Here is a 14,621-nt window from a genome sequence, read left to right as displayed (position 1 = left end):
GGGAGCAATGAACATGTTGCTGGCACAGCCGGGGCAGGTGGGCAACCTGCGCCTGAAGAACCGCGTCGCGATGGCGCCCATGGGCACCAACTACAGCACGACCGACGGCCTGTCGACGGACCGCGACAAGCGCTACTACGAAGCGCGCGCCAAGGGCGGCGTGGGCATGATCATGACCGAAGCCATGGTCGTGACCGAGCATGCCCGGCCGCACCACAACTCGCTTTGCTGTTATCACGATCGGTTCATCCCGGGCCTGGCCAGCATCGTCGAGGCGATCAAGCGGCATGATTGCCACGTGTTTGGCCAACTCAACCACCGTGGCGGGCTGCTGCGCCGCGCCGTGCTCAACATGGAGCCGGTGGGGCCGTCGCCGTGGGTCAATCCGAACACGGGCGACAAGGTGCGACCCCTGGCGGTGGATGAGATCGTCGAGATCCAGAAGCTGTTCGTGGCCAGCGCGCGCCGCCTGTGGCTGGCCGGCTATGACGGCGTCGAGATCCACGCGGCCAACGGCTACCTGTTCCAGCAGTTCTTCAGCCCGCGCGTGAACCAGCGCACCGACGCCTACGGCGGTTCGCTGGAAAACCGCATGCGGCTGCTGCTGGAGACGATCGCCCGCATGCGCGACGCGCTGCCGGACCTGTGCCTGGTGGTGCGGCTGTCGGCCAGCGAGTTCGCCGAGGGCGGCTACAGCCGCGAGGACATCATTGCACTGGCGCAGGCCGTGGAGCGCGCAGGAGTGGACGCCATCGATCTCTCCGGCGGCAGCAACGAAAGTCCGCAACTGTCGAAGTTCTGCATCCAGCCGCCGTCGTTCCCGCGTGGCTGCCTGGCGCCGCACGCCAAGCCGATCAAGCAGGCAGTAACCATCCCCGTATTCGTGGCCGGCCGCATGGTCGAGCCCCGGGATGCCGAGGACATGCTGGCTTCGGGCAGCGCCGATTTCGTGTCGATCGGCCGGGCGCTGTACGCCGACCCGTACTGGTGCGACAAGGCGTTCGGCAAGATTCCGGCCCCCATCCGCCAGTGCATCGCGTGCAATGTCTGTTTCGAGCGCCTGACGCTGGAGAAGGACGTTTCCTGCGTGCAGAACCCGATGATCGGCACGGAGTTCGAGGCCCTGGAGTACGCCGAACCGCAGTTGTTTGCCGCGCCCAGGGAAGAACGCTTGCGCGTGCTGGTGCTGGGAGCAGGCGTGGCGGGCGTGGAGGCCGCGCGCGTGCTCAAGGGGCGCGGCCATGAGGTGGAAATCTGGGAGAAGCGCGCGCAACCTGGCGGCCAGATGCCGCTGGCGGTGGCCTCGCCCGACAAGGCCGAGGTCGAGCCTGTCTGGACCGGCCGCTGGCAGACGGTGCGGGCGCTGGGCGTGCCGGTGCGCCTGGGCGTGCAGGCCGACGCCGCCCGCATCCGCGCGTTCGCGCCGGACCATGTCATCGTCGCCACCGGTTCGCGCCCGGCCAAGCCGCCGCTGGACCTGTCGGCGCTGGACGCGGGCGTGCGCGTGCTGCACGCCTGGGACGTACTGGCCGACCTGGACGCCGTCCGGCCCGGATTGCGGGTCACCATCGTGGGCGGCGGCATGGTGGGCGCCGAAACGGCCGACGCGCTGCGGGTGCGCGGCGCGGGGGTCACGATACTCGACCGCCTGCCTCTCATCGCCACGGGCATGGCGCGCAATAACCGGCATGAACTGGTCGAGCGCCTGGCGGCCGACGGCGTGGTCATGACCACCAGTTGCCACATCCTGGGCGTGCGGGGCGGCCAGATCGAGATCCAGCGGGCCGACCGAACTGCCGAGACTGTGCCAGTCGGCGACTGGCTGGTCTTCGCCACTGGCCCGCGCCCCGAGCTCGGCGTGCTGGACGCGGTCGAGGCCAGCGGCATTCCCTGCACCCGCATCGGCGACTGCAACGCGCCGGGCGACTTCCTGGCCGCCATCCGCGACGGCTGGATGACGGCGCTACTGATGGACCACATTACCCAGAACGATGGGCGAGGCATCCGCCGCGACCCGTCCATACAAAAGGAGACAACGCCATGAAATGCTTATTCAAGTCGCTGTGCGCCGGCATGCTGGCAGCGGCGTTGCTGGCGCCGGCCGCCCAGGCGGCCGACCAGTATCCCAGCCGGCCGATACGGGTGGTGGTCATGTTCCCGGCCGGCGGCAGCGCCGATATCGTCGGCCGCCTCGTCACGCAGAAGGTCGGCGAAATGTCGGGCTACAACTTCGTCGTGGAAAACCGCCCCGGGGCGGGCGGCAACCTGGCCCTGGAAGCCACCGCCACCGCGCCAGCCGACGGCTATACGGTGGTTTTCGCCACGCCGGGCATTGCCATCAATCCCAGCCTGTACGCCAAGGTTCCGTACAAGCTGTCGGATTTCAAGGCGATCTCGCTGGTCGGCGAGGCTCCTTTGATGCTGCTGGCGCGGCCTTCGCTGGGCGTGGAATCGATCGACGATCTGGTGCGGATGAGCAAGAAGGCGCCGGACGCCATCCGGTTCGGCAGCTCGGGCAATGGCAGCTCGTCGCACTTGGCCGCCGAGGTGCTGCGCACCATGACGGGCCTGCAGTATCTGCACGTGCCTTATAAGGGCGGCGGCCCCGCCATGACGGACGTGGTGGGCGGCCAGACTGACATCACCGTGCAACCGATTGCGGAAAGCCTGCCGCTCATCCGCGACAATCGGCTGCAGGCCATGGGCCAGACCGGTCGCGTGCGCTCGCCCATAGCCCCGGATATCCCCACCATCGAGCAAGGCGGCGTAAAGGGCTATGCTTCCACGACCTGGTACATGCTGGCGGCGCCGGCCAAGGTGCCCCAGGATGTGGTCGATACGCTGGCCGGCAAATTCTCCGAAGCCTTGCGCCAGCCCGACCTGCAGAAAAAACTTGAAAGTATCGGCGTCACCACGATCAACGGCGGTCCCGAACAGGCCGGCGAGTTCCTGGCAAGCGAAGCCGCTCGCTGGGAAAAGCTGATCAGGGCCGCCAATATCCGGCTCGAATGAAGCCGGGTATTCGCATCTTCAAAGGAGACCTTGATGGGGCAGTCAACGAAGCAAGTCCTGCGTGAAAAAGTAGCCCGTCGCAACGGCCTGATCGTCGCCGGGGCTTTCAATGCGATGAGCGCCAGGGTGGTCGCGGACCAGGGATTCGAGGCCGTCTACCTGACGGGCGCCGGGCTGACCAATATGCACTACGGCGCGCCGGATCTGGGCATCATCGGCCTGCGCGACGTGGCCGACGCCGCCATGCGCATCCGCGAGGCGGTGGAAGACCTGCCCCTGATCGTCGATATCGATACGGGGTTCGGCAACGCGGTCAACGCCTGGCATACCGTGCGCGCGCTGGAGCGCGCCGGCGCCGACGCGGTCCAGATCGAGGATCAAGTCTTTCCGAAACGCTGCGGCCATTTCGCCGGCAAGGCAGTGGCGCCGCTGTCGGAAATGCTCGACAAGATCCGCGCGGCCACCGACGCGCGCAAAGATCCGGATTTTCAGATCATCGCGCGCACGGACGCCCGGGCGGTCGAGGGTTTCGAGGGGGCGATCGAGCGGGCGCGGAAGTTCGCCGAGGCTGGCGCCGACATCCTGTTTGTCGAAGCCATGACCAGCCTGGAAGAAATCCGCAAGATTCCAGAGCTGTTGAAAGAGCCCCTGTTGATCAACATCGTGGTCGGCGGCAAGACGCCCACGCTGACGGCCCAGGAACTGGGCAACATGGGCTACAGCCTGGTGCTGTATGCCAATGCGGCGTTGCAGGGCGCGGTGCTGGGCATGCAGCAGGCGTTGTCCGCGCTCAAGCGCGACGGCAAGCTGGATGAAGATCCCGCCTTGCTTGCGCCTTTCAACGAGCGCCAGCGCCTGGTCAACAAGCCGTTGTACGACGAACTGGAACAGCGTTATGCCGAGCGCTGACTGCCAGAGCCAGCCGGATCCGCTGCTGCTGCGCGGGCTGGCCTTGGGCACGGCGCCGGCCCTGCGGGGGAAGGGGGGCGGATAGGCAATCCTGTCCCAGGCACGCCGGATGCTGCGGCGCATTGATAAATCGGGGATAGAAACCTATCCTATATTCATCCCGGGCGGCTTCGGTGCGCCGATGGTTGCCGCAACCCTACGATGAGCGGGCGATTATGGAGTTCAAGGACTACTACAGCGCGCTGGGCGTCGAGCGCGACGCCTCGGAGGACGACATCCGCCGCGCCTACCGCAAGCTGGCTCGCAAATACCATCCAGATGTCAGCAAGGAAAGCGATGCCGAGTCGCGCATGCGCGACATCAACGAAGCCTACGATGTCCTGCGCGACAAGGAAAAACGCCAGGCCTACGACAATCTCGCCGCCGGCGTATCGCCCGGCGGAGGGTTCCAGCCGCCGCCTGGCTGGGACGAGGGCTTCGAGTTCCGCCGGGCCGCCACGCCCGGCGAGGAAGCGCAGTTCAGCGAGTTCTTTTCTTCATTGTTCGGCGGCCGCGCGCGGCGCGCCGCCGGGCAGGATTTCCGGGCCCGCGGCGAAGACCATCACGCCGCCATCGAGATCGACCTCGAGGATGCCCTCAAGGGCGCCACGCGCGACGTCACCCTGCGGTCCATGCACATGGACGACCAGGGGCGCCCGCAAATGCAGTCGCGCACGCTCAGCGTGCGCATTCCGGCGGGGGTGCGCGAAGGCCAGTACATCCGGCTGGTCGGGCAGGGCATGCCGGGTCATGGCGGCGGCGACAATGGCGACCTGTATCTGGAGGTGCGTTTCAAGCCCCATCCGCGCTACCGCGCGGAGGGACGCGACCTGTACATGACGCTGCCGGTGGCGCCCTGGGAGGCGGCCCTAGGCGCCGGGGTCAACGCACCCACCCCGGGCGGCATGGTGGAGGTCTCCGTGCCCGCGGGTTCAGCCAACGGCCGCAAGTTGCGCCTGCGCGGCCGGGGCATTCCCGGCGACCCGCCCGGAGACCTCTATCTGGTGCTGGAACTGGCGCTGCCGCCGGCCGATACCGAGGCTGCCCGCGCCGCCTACCGCAAGATGCAGCAGGACCTGCCCTTCAATCCGCGGCGTCACATGGAGGCCTGAACATGAAAACAGTAGTGATCGCCGCCAGCGGCACCGTCGTGGGCACGGCGCAACCCTTGAGCGCCGACGACCTGGCGCGCGCCTGCGGCGCGGAAGTGGAATGGGTGGCCAGGCTGGTCGAAGTGGGCATCGTCGAGGCTTCGGGTCCGCAGCCGGCCGATTGGTGCTTCTACAGCGCCGACCTGCAGCGCGCGCTGGAAGCGCGCCGGCTCGAGCGCGATTTCGGCGCCGGCCTGGACGCGGCGGCGCTGATCCTGGACCTGAGCCGGGAGGTGCGGCAATTGCGCGCGCAGTTGCGGGCCTTGAGCGCTTCCGGGCAATAGGGCGGCGCTTTTCCCGTCCGCCGGTGGCGGCGGGAGCGGGCATGCCCATTGCCGCGCGGGGCTTCGGCTTAAGATTCTCTTCATCCTGTGGCGTATAGTCACCGGATGCGCATTCTATTGGCCGAAGACGACGTATCCCTGGGGGAGTCGATCGAGTCCTGGCTGGAACTCGACGGCTATGTTGTCGACCGCGTGACGCGCGGCGACCTGGCCGAGACGGCGCTGGCCACCCACGACTATCAATGCCTGCTGATCGACCGCGGCCTGCCCGGCCTGACCGGCGACGCCTTGTTGCGCCGCCTGCGCGCCCGCCGGGCGACGGTGCCGGCGATCTTCATCACGGCGCGCGATGCGGTGCGCGACCGGATTGAAGGGCTGGACCTCGGCGCCGACGATTATCTGGTCAAGCCATTCGATCTCGAAGAGCTTTCGGCGCGGATCCGCGCCGCGATCCGGCGCCACGATGGCCGTCCCAGCGTGGCGTTGAGCCATGGCGGCCTGGTGCTGGACGAAGCCGGCAAGCAGGTGAGCCTGAACGGCGCGGCCATCGCCCTGACGGCACGCGAGTTCGCCGTGCTGCATGCGCTGATCCGGCGGCCGGGCCATGTGGTGTCGCGCGCCCAGCTCGAGGAGGCCCTCTACGGCTGGGGCGACGAAGTGGACAGCAACGCCATCGAAGTGCATATCTACAACCTGCGGCGCAAGCTCGGCCCCGGCTCGATCAAGACCATCCGGCGCCAGGGCTACCGGCTGGCCGACTGACATGAGGCTGCGTCGAAACGCCGACAAGCCGCGTGGCTACTCGCTGCGTCGGCGGCTCATCGCGACGACGGTGGGCTCCAGCGTCCTGGTGGGGTTGGTCAGCACGGTCATCGTGCTGGCAATCGCCTGGAAAGAGGTCAGCGAGGCGTTCGACGACACCCTGGAAGAGGGCGCGCGCATCGTGCTCGCCTTTGGCGAAGGGGCATCCAGCGGGGTTCTTGCGTCGCGCGACCGTGACGACGCCGACCCCGCGCTGCGCCTCGATTACCAGATCGTTTCGCCGCAGGGCGGCGTGGTCCGGCGCGGCGAAGATGCGCCCGAACGGCCCTTCGTCGATCCGCGCCGTCCTGACGAGCGCTTTTACGACGTGCGGGTGGACGGCGAGCGCTGGCGTGTCTATGTGCGCCGCCACGAAACCCTGGGTTTCTCGGTCCAGGTCGGGCAGGAGTGGGACGAGCGCATCGAGCTGATCCGCGATGTGCTGGAATCGCTGGCCTGGCCGCTGGTGGCGCTGTGGGGACTGCTCGGGTTGATCAATTGGTGGGTCATCCGGCGGCTGCTCGCGCCGCTGGAGCGCATGGCGCGCGGCATCGAGGCAAAGTCTCCGGCCGACTTGTCGCCGGTGCCGGACGATGGGCGGGCGCTCGAAGTCCGCTCGGTGGTGGGGGCGTTGAACCGCTTGCTGGAGCGGCTGTCGCGCGCGCTGGAAGGTGAACGACGCTTCACCGCCGACGCCGCGCACGAACTGCGCACGCCGCTGGCGGCGCTGGCCTCGCGCATCCAGGTCATGCAGCGCAGCCACGCGGCCGACGGGTCGCCGGCGCTGACCGCCAGCCTGCAGCGCCTGCGCGACGATGTGGCGCGCAGCACCACCATGGTCGAGAACCTGCTGCAACTGGCGCGGCTGGATCCGCAGTCGGCCGACGCCGTGGCGATGGACAACGTCGATGTGCGGGCCCTGTTCGACGACGTGGTGAAGGTATGCGCGAGCGCGGCGGCGAGGCGGCGCGTCACGCTATCAGTGGACTGCCGTGTCGCGGCGGTCTGCGGCCACCGGGACTGGTTGTCCAGCGCCTTGCGCAACCTGGTGGATAACGCCATCCGCTACGGCCGTGAAGCGGGGCGGGTGCGGCTGTCGGCCGTGGCGCATGGCGAGACGGTCGAGTTGACGGTGCGCGACGACGGCCCCGGAGTGGCTGGCGCAGATCAGGAGCGGCTGACCCAGCGCTTCTTCCGGGTGCTGGGCACGGGCGAACAGGGCAGCGGGCTGGGCTTGTCCATCGTGGCGCGCGTGGCAGAATTGCATGGCGCGGCCCTGCGATTCGGGCCCGGCATCGAAGGCGCCGGCCTTGGCGTGACGCTCGCGCTGCCGCGCACGCGGGCGCGCTGAGACCCCGTCCCGCGCTCAGATTCGCTTCATCTTCGGCTGGTCCAATGGCTATGTGTTCAACACCAACGGCGCCATCGGCGCAAGGAGCCACTACCATGAAGAACGTTTTCTCCCGCTCGAATACCCCCCGCATCCTCCTGGCCAGCGCGGCGCTGGCAGGCATGCTGGCTGTCGCCGGCGTCCAGGCCCAAGGCTACACCGGCCCGCGCTCTGACGCGGCGGCGCAGCAGCAGGGATATGCCGGCCCGAGCTCGATTGCCCCCATGAGCGTGAAGGACCTGGCCGCCAACGGCAAGGACGACCAGAATGCTGTCTTGCGCGGCCGGATCGTCTCGCACGACGGCGGCGACCACTACACCTTCGACGATGGCACGGGCCGGATTCGCGTCGAGATCGACAACGACGACTTTCCGGCGGGCCGGCAGATCGACGACAAGGTCACCGTGGAGCTGATCGGCGAACTGGACCGCGATCGTAATTCGGTCGAGTTCGACGTCGACCAGGTGCGCATCCCCTGATTAGCGGCGTGCCTGGCGGACGGGCTTGCCTGCGCCGTGGTCAAGGTCGGCTGCGTACCCCTTGCCGTACGCCCATCATTGCACGTGACAATCGCGTCGCCGCCGAGAGCAGTGTTTCCTTGTGTTGCTGCAAGGTTTCTTCAGTCAAGCGCGACAAGGGGCCGGAAATACAGATAGCACCTAGCAATGTCCAGTTGACTGTATAGACCGGCGCAGAGATGCTCGACACTTCCGGATCGCGCTCGCCGAGAGACATCATGTACCCGGCGCGGCGAATGGAATCGTAAGGTTCTCCCGGTTCGCCTGAAAACGCCAGAATGACCCGGCCGGGGCTGCCAAGATTCAGCGGCAGGCCTGCGCCGGCGCGCACATGGTGGCGAATGGACTTTGCTCCTTCCACGCGCGCCACGCAAATACGCTGGTTTCCCTCCCTGACGTAGAACGTCGCGCTTTCGCCGGTCACCGCAGACAACTCTCGCAATACCGGTTCCACCACGTCTTGCACGTTGAAGGTGGCCTGATAGCACGCTCCCAGCCATCCGGCTGCGCGCGCCAGGCGCCAAGAGCCGTCGGCGCGCTGCGCCAGGTAGTCCTCCATCGCCAATGTACGCGCCAGGCGTAGCACCGTGGAACGGTGGTACCCCGTGCGCCGGCTGAGCTCGGCCAGCGACAGGCTGGCGTCGTCGATGCCGAAGGCGCCGAGGATGTGCATGGCGCGCCGCACGGCAACCACCCCTTCATCAGCATCCTTGGCTGTTTCGGCCTCTGGATTATGTTTCATATAACAGAACATGTCTTGTAGTACGAAATGCCATTGTAATGGGTGAAACACGGCCGGACAATGCGCATACCAAAAAACATTTCGGAGACATCGCATGAAAGCCTTTATCCGGGTATTCGCCGCGTTTCTGGTGTGCGCCGTCCTGCCTGCCGCGGCACAGGATTACCCTGCCAAGCCCATTCGCCTGATCGTCCCGTTTCCGCCGGGCGGCGGCACGGATGTACTGACCCGCGAAGTGGCGGCCAAAGTGGCTTCGGACACAGGGTGGACCATCGTGACCGAGAACCGCCCCGGATCAGGCGGCAACATTGGCGTGGACGCCGCTGCCAAGGCCGCACCGGACGGCTATACGCTCGTCATGGGGCAAACCAGCAACTTGGCGATTAACCCGACGCTGTATCCCAAGCTGCCGTACGACCCGGAAAAAGACCTGGCCCCGATCGGCCTGGTCGCGGCCGCGCCGCTCGTGCTGGTTGTCTCCGCGAATTCTCCGTACAAGACGCTGGCGGACATCGTTGCTGCGGCAAAAGCCGATCCGGGCGGTTTGAACTGCGCTACTTCGGGCAACGGTACGGTCGCCCACCTGACCAGCGAAAAACTGCAGAAAGCCGCTGGCATCAAATTCACGCATATTCCTTACAAAGGCGCCGCTCAAGGCGCGAATGACCTGATCGGCGGGCAGATCGAGATGTATATCTCTTCCGTGCCCACCCTCATCGGGCATATCCGCAACGGCAAGATGCGAGCCATCGCAGTGACTTCGCTGAGTCGCTCCAAGGATTTGCCAGACGTGCCCACCATTGCGGAATCCGGGTACAAGGATTTCGAGGCGATCACCTGGTTTGGCTTGGCAGGTCCCGCCGGCATGCCCGGAGGCGCCGTGGGAGCCCTGAACAAAGCATTCAACAACGCGCTTCGGACGGCCGAAGTCCAGCAGAAGTATCAAGCCCAGGGCGCTGAAGTGCTGACCAGCACGCCGGAAGAATTCGGCAAGCTGATTCACGACGACCGGGTCCGTTGGGGCGAAATTGTCAAGGAATCCGGCGCGCGCGTGGACTGATCTGCCGGTTTCTATGGACATGTCCAACTACGCCTTCTCGTCGGGATGCGCAGGGCCTCGCGCACGTATTCCGCGGCACGCCTGCGACTGCCATATCCACGTATATGACGGTGTATATCCGGCCGCGCCCGGAGCCCGGCTGTTGCCGCCGGATGCCAGCATTGCTCAGTATCGGGCGTTGCAGCGGCGGCTGGGCCTGACCCGCGCCGTGTTGGTCACCCCATCCACGTATGGCAGCGATAACCGCAGCATGCTGGCCGGCCTGAGGCAACTGGGAACGGCCGGCCGGGGCGTGGCCGTTATCGATGGACAAGAATGCGACAGCGCACTGCAAACGCTGCACGATACCGGCGTGCGCGGCGTGCGGCTGAATCTATCGTTGGGTGTCGTGGGTTCCATAGACATGTTGGAGCCGCTGGCCGCGCGAATTGCCGAACTGGGCTGGCATCTGCAATTGCTGATGTCCGCCGATCAACTGGCCGCCTTGCGCGAGCGGCTGTTGCGGTTGCCGGCGCAACTGGTTCTCGACCATATGGGCCGGTTGGGGCCTGGAGCAGCCAATCGGCATCCCGCCCACGCCCTGGTGTTGCACTTGCTGCGTGAAGGGCGGGCCTGGATCAAGTTGTCCGGCGGGTACTTGCTGAGTCGCAGCGGCAGCGTGAGCGACCCCGCACTGGATGAGCTGGCGCGCAGCTATATCTCGGCCGCACCGAGGCGAGTGATCTGGGGTAGCGACTGGCCGCACGCCACGGCATCCGCCGGCCGCCAGCCTATGCCGGACGACGCCGAGCAACTCGACCGGCTGGCGCATTGGGCCGCCGATGACTCGCTTTTCAAACAAATCCTGGTCGGCAATCCGGAAGACCTGTACGGCTTTGACGGTTTCCCGCCCGAAGACCTACCGGAGACAGTATGAAAGAGACAACGGACTATTGGCGGTTCTCCCGCCGCCGCTTCCTGGCCGCCAGCGCCCTGCTGGCGTGCACGCCGGCGCATGCCGACACCGCATGGCCCGGGGGCAAGACGATAAGCTGGGTCGTTCCCTACCCCGCTGGCGGGAGCACCGATGTATTGGGGCGCGCCATTGCACGGCAGCTGGACGCACTGTTGCAGACGAATGTCGTGGTCGAAAATCGCCCGGGCGCGACGGGCACCATTGGAGCGGCACGGGTGGCGCGCGCGGCGCCGGACGGGTTGACGGTGCTTGGCACGTCCATCGGTCCGCAGGCGATTGCGCCGCACATCATGGCGGAGCTGCCGTATGACCCGGTCGAGGACTTTGCGCCGGTCATTACGATCGGGACCATTCCGCACATTCTGGTTGTCGGCGGCAAACAGCCGTTCAGATCGGTGCAAGACTTGGTCGAGGCCGCCAAAGCAGACCCTGGCCGGCTCGCCTATGCCTCCGGCGGCACGGGAACAGTGCTGCACATGCAAGGCGAATTGCTGCAACAAGAGACCGGCGCCCGCTTTCTGCACATTCCCTACAAGGGCGACACGCCTGCTCTCCAAGACACACTGGGCGAGCAAGTGCAGTTCATGTTTGCGCCCGCGGCGGCTTCGCTGCCGCATATCCGGAACGGTTCGCTCCGCGCCCTGGCCGTGACATCCGGGCAGCGCCTGCAAGCCCTGCCAGACGTCCCGACGATGCGCGAAGCGGGCTTCGACAGTTTCGTCGTGGAGCAGTGGCAGGCAGCGTTTGTTCCGGCCGGCACACCAGCTCCGGTGGTCGCGCATTTGAACACTGCAATCTCCAAAGCGCTCCAGACACCGTCGTTGCAGGAACTGTCCTCCAAGCTGGGGATCACCCTGGTGGGCGGTTCGCCTCGGCAACTTGATGAGATGCGTCGCGCGGACTTTGTCCGCTGGGGCAAGGTCATTCGCGCCGCCGGGATCAAAGCTTGATCCCGCTGGACACCGCATCCGGCCATCCGAAACAAGCTCTCCTTTCTTCTGTACAAGCATCCAAAGGATTCAAGTATGAGTTCCGATATCGTCAAAGACTTTCCCCGTGTGCCTGCGGAGTTGGCCAGGCGCGCCGCGGCATTCCAGCCCGCGATTCTGGCTGACGTCAACAGCCGTCGCGGAGCCCTGCATGGGCGCATACGACCGCTGCATGCCGGCATGAAACTGGCCGGATCGGCGCTGACCGTCGAAGTCCGCCCGGGCGACAACCTCATGATCCATGCCGCCATCTCCCTGGCCAGGCCCGGGGATGTGCTGGTGATCGATGGCAAGGGCGATCTAAGCTCGGCCCTGATGGGCACCATCATGATGAATGCCTGCCGTCAGCTTGGCATCGCCGGTGTCATCATTGACGGCGCGGCACGCGACAGCCTGGACATTATCGAGATGGGCTATCCCGTTTTCGCCGCGGGGACGAATCCCAATGGCCCCACAAAGAACATCGGCGGACGCATCGGACACCCGGTCACGGTGGGCGGCGTCACGGTTTGCCCCGGAGATTTTGTCATCGGGGACAGCGACGGTGTCGTCGCCATCGAGCGGGAGAAGCTCGAGAGCCTCCTGCCGGCCGCAGAGAAGAAGGTCGACGACGAAGCCAAGCGTATCGCCGCCATCAAGGCGGGCGACACTGAGGCGAAATGGCTTGCCGCCGCGCTACGCGCCGCCGGCGTCCTCCGAGAAGGGGAAACGCTGTGACGATTTCACCCAAGCCCGTCCCCTCGCGGGGGACCGTCCTGGTGACCGGCGCAGACCTTGCCGCGGAAGCGCTCGCGCTGTTGCCGGACTATCGGGTGGTGTACGCAGGCAAGAGCCCCAGTGAGCAGGACATCGTGAATATGTGCCGCGCCCACGACCCGGTGGCGATCATCGTGCGGTATGGCAAGGTCGGGGCGGCAGCCATGGATGCCGCGCCTTCCCTGCGCGTCATCTCCAAACATGGCAGCGGCACGGATACCATCGACAAGGACGCTGCCCGGCAACGCAACGTCGAAGTGGTGGCTGCCGTGGGCGCCAACGCCGCTGCCGTGGCCGAGCAAGCGCTCATGCTGCTGTTGGCATGCGCCAAGTCTGTCATACAGCTGGATGCTCGCATGCACGCCGGGCACTGGGACAAGGCCACGCACAAAAGCATGGAACTGGGCGGCAAGACCTTGGGACTGATCGGCCTGGGAGCCATCGGGCTGCGCATGGCCGAAATGGCGGCGGCCTTGCGGATGCGGATCATCGGTCATGATCCCTATGCGAAACAATTGCCGGCCTATGTCGAGCCGGTCGACCTGGATACCCTGTGGCGCGAGGCCGATGCCATTTCGTTGCATTGCCCGCTCACCGAGCAGAATCGCGGACTGGTCAACGCGAGCGCATTGGCGCAGTGCAGGCGCGGCGTCATCCTGGTCAATACGGCGCGCGGGGGGCTGGTGGATGAAAGCGCTCTATTGGCGGCCGTGCAATCAGGCCAGGTCATGGCGGCCGGCCTGGACAGTTTCGCTGTGGAGCCGATGACGCCCGGACACCCGTTTCAGGGCCAGCGGAACATCATCCTCAGTCCACATGTTGGCGGAGTCACCAGCGCGGCGTACGTGAATATGGGCGTGGCCGCCGTGAACAATCTCTTGGCCGTTCTGGCGAACTCCAGGACATCATAGGCCGCAGGGGGAAGAGTCATGCCACAACGCTGGAAGCGCGCGCCGGAAGGGAGTCATTGGGGTGAGTTCGGGCCGGACGACCAGCGCGGCCGCATGAACTTGGTGAACCAATCCAAGGTGCTGCAGGGCATGGCGGAAGTCCGCGAGGGGCTGACTTTCTGCCTGTCGCTGCCCCTGGACTGCCCCGGCGGCGCCGCGTTGAATCCGCGCCGATTACCCACTCGCCGCTACGCCACGTTGCGCGACGGCCCGAGCGCAGGCGCGCAGGGGTTTTGCTGGTCCTACCAGGCCGAGGATCCCGCCTTGACGGACGTGGTCTGCGATGACGTCCTGTTGATGAACACGCAGTATTCGACGCAATGGGACAGCCTGGCACACATGGGCAGTCGTTTCGATGCCGACGGTGACGGCGTGGCGGAGGCCGTGTTCTACAACGGCTTCCGGGCTGGCGAACAAATTGTTGCCGCCCAGGAAGATCCCGCCGCGCCCGCTGGGTGGGCACGCTTTCCGGACCCCCGCGCCGGGGCGCTCGGCATCGAAAACCTGGCCGAGCATGGGGTGCAGGGACGGGCTGTACTGATCGACCTGGAGCATCACGCAGGACGCACGCGCACCGCTGTGGGTTACGACCAATTAATGCGCATCCTCGAACTTGACAAGGTCGTCATCGAACCCGGCGACATGGTCTGCCTGCATACGGGTTTCGCCGATACCCTATTGGCGATGAACCGCCAGCCGGATGTACAGCACCTGCATGCTACCGGGAGCGGGCTGGACGGTCATGATGCCCGCCTGCTCCAGTGGATTGTCGATGTCCGTCTGGCCTGCCTGATCGCCGATAACCCCGCCGTCGAGCTGGTGCAGTCAGTCAGGCTGGATGGGACGCAAGCGGGGTTGCGTGGTCCCAGGCTGCCGCTGCACGAACACTGTTTATTCAAGAACGGCATACACCTGGGCGAGCTGTGGTGGCTGACACCTCTGGCGAGCTGGCTGCGCCTGCATGGGCGCAGCCGCTTTCTCCTGACGGCTCCGCCGCTCAGGCTCCCCGGGGCGGCGGGCTCGCCCGTTACCCCGGTCGCAACCGTATAAGCCGGCTCAGTGACT

At 66.2% G+C, this 14,621-nt stretch carries 15 protein-coding genes; 14 read left to right on the top strand and 1 reads right to left on the bottom strand.

Translation table 11 applies throughout. The features are described 5' to 3' along the window. Positions 1–13: 13 nt before the first annotated feature. The 8 genes from ACKTT0_RS07320 to ACKTT0_RS07285 all read left to right on the top strand — a co-directional run bounded on the left by ACKTT0_RS07320 (position 14) and on the right by ACKTT0_RS07285 (position 8,065). Entirely contained in the window at positions 14–2,044 is a 2,031-nt protein-coding gene (locus ACKTT0_RS07320) for an oxidoreductase (protein ID WP_407849295.1), read from the top strand. Continuing rightward, positions 2,041–3,012 (top strand): tripartite tricarboxylate transporter substrate-binding protein, encoded by a 972-nt coding sequence (locus ACKTT0_RS07315; protein WP_407849294.1) that lies wholly within the window; start codon positions 2,041–2,043, stop codon positions 3,010–3,012. Before ACKTT0_RS07320 ends, ACKTT0_RS07315 begins: the two co-directional genes overlap by 4 nt. Positions 3,013–3,045: 33 nt before the next feature. Further along, positions 3,046–3,921, top strand: a complete 876-nt coding sequence (locus ACKTT0_RS07310) for an isocitrate lyase/PEP mutase family protein (protein WP_407849293.1) — start codon at positions 3,046–3,048, stop codon at positions 3,919–3,921. A 215-nt stretch (positions 3,922–4,136) separates the two neighbouring features. Next, positions 4,137–5,072 carry a DnaJ C-terminal domain-containing protein gene (locus ACKTT0_RS07305; protein ID WP_407849292.1) on the top strand — a complete coding sequence of 312 codons (936 nt, stop codon included), beginning with the start codon at positions 4,137–4,139 and terminating at the stop codon, positions 5,070–5,072. A 2-nt stretch (positions 5,073–5,074) separates the two neighbouring features. Further along, on the top strand, positions 5,075–5,395 hold the full coding sequence (locus tag ACKTT0_RS07300) for a chaperone modulator CbpM (protein ID WP_407849291.1): 321 nt from the start codon (positions 5,075–5,077) through the stop codon (positions 5,393–5,395). 105 nt (positions 5,396–5,500) lie between these two features. Continuing rightward, complete coding sequence (locus tag ACKTT0_RS07295) at positions 5,501–6,157, top strand: response regulator (protein ID WP_407849290.1); 657 nt, start codon at positions 5,501–5,503, stop codon at positions 6,155–6,157. A gap of 1 nt (position 6,158) precedes the next feature. Then, positions 6,159–7,547 (top strand): ATP-binding protein, encoded by a 1,389-nt coding sequence (locus ACKTT0_RS07290; RefSeq protein WP_407849289.1) that lies wholly within the window; start codon positions 6,159–6,161, stop codon positions 7,545–7,547. 95 nt (positions 7,548–7,642) lie between these two features. Further along, positions 7,643–8,065, top strand: a complete 423-nt coding sequence (locus ACKTT0_RS07285; RefSeq protein WP_407849288.1) for a YgiW/YdeI family stress tolerance OB fold protein — start codon at positions 7,643–7,645, stop codon at positions 8,063–8,065. Between the two features lie 40 nt (positions 8,066–8,105). Here ACKTT0_RS07285 and ACKTT0_RS07280 read toward each other — a convergent pair whose 3' ends face one another. Further along, positions 8,106–8,846, bottom strand: coding sequence for an IclR family transcriptional regulator (locus ACKTT0_RS07280; protein WP_407849287.1), 741 nt, complete (start codon positions 8,844–8,846; stop codon positions 8,106–8,108). 94 nt (positions 8,847–8,940) lie between these two features. Here ACKTT0_RS07280 and ACKTT0_RS07275 point away from each other — a divergent pair, with 94 nt between their 5' ends. From ACKTT0_RS07275 to ACKTT0_RS07250, 6 genes are all read left to right on the top strand, one after another. After that, entirely contained in the window at positions 8,941–9,906 is a 966-nt protein-coding gene (locus ACKTT0_RS07275; protein ID WP_407849286.1) for a Bug family tripartite tricarboxylate transporter substrate binding protein, read from the top strand. Positions 9,907–9,925: 19 nt separating this feature from the next. Further along, positions 9,926–10,822 carry an amidohydrolase family protein gene (locus ACKTT0_RS07270; RefSeq protein WP_407849285.1) on the top strand — a complete coding sequence of 299 codons (897 nt, stop codon included), beginning with the start codon at positions 9,926–9,928 and terminating at the stop codon, positions 10,820–10,822. Continuing rightward, a complete protein-coding gene (locus ACKTT0_RS07265) occupies positions 10,819–11,811 on the top strand; it encodes a Bug family tripartite tricarboxylate transporter substrate binding protein (RefSeq protein WP_407849284.1) in 993 nt (330 codons plus the stop codon). Before ACKTT0_RS07270 ends, ACKTT0_RS07265 begins: the two co-directional genes overlap by 4 nt. Before the next feature lie 75 nt (positions 11,812–11,886). Beyond that, positions 11,887–12,567, top strand: coding sequence for an RraA family protein (locus ACKTT0_RS07260; RefSeq protein WP_407849283.1), 681 nt, complete (start codon positions 11,887–11,889; stop codon positions 12,565–12,567). Then, on the top strand, positions 12,564–13,517 hold the full coding sequence (locus tag ACKTT0_RS07255) for an NAD(P)-dependent oxidoreductase (RefSeq protein WP_407849282.1): 954 nt from the start codon (positions 12,564–12,566) through the stop codon (positions 13,515–13,517). The genes ACKTT0_RS07260 and ACKTT0_RS07255 overlap by 4 nt, the downstream gene beginning before the upstream one ends. 18 nt (positions 13,518–13,535) lie before the next feature. Next, on the top strand, positions 13,536–14,606 hold the full coding sequence (locus ACKTT0_RS07250) for a cyclase family protein (protein WP_407849281.1): 1,071 nt from the start codon (positions 13,536–13,538) through the stop codon (positions 14,604–14,606). Positions 14,607–14,621 lie beyond the last annotated feature (15 nt).

The organism is Bordetella saccharivorans, from assembly GCF_045862855.1.
GTDB lineage: Bacteria > Pseudomonadota > Gammaproteobacteria > Burkholderiales > Burkholderiaceae_B > Bordetella_A > Bordetella_A petrii_F.
The sequence above is the reverse complement of the archived record's forward strand: the minus strand, read 5'-3'. Positions and strand labels throughout refer to the sequence as shown.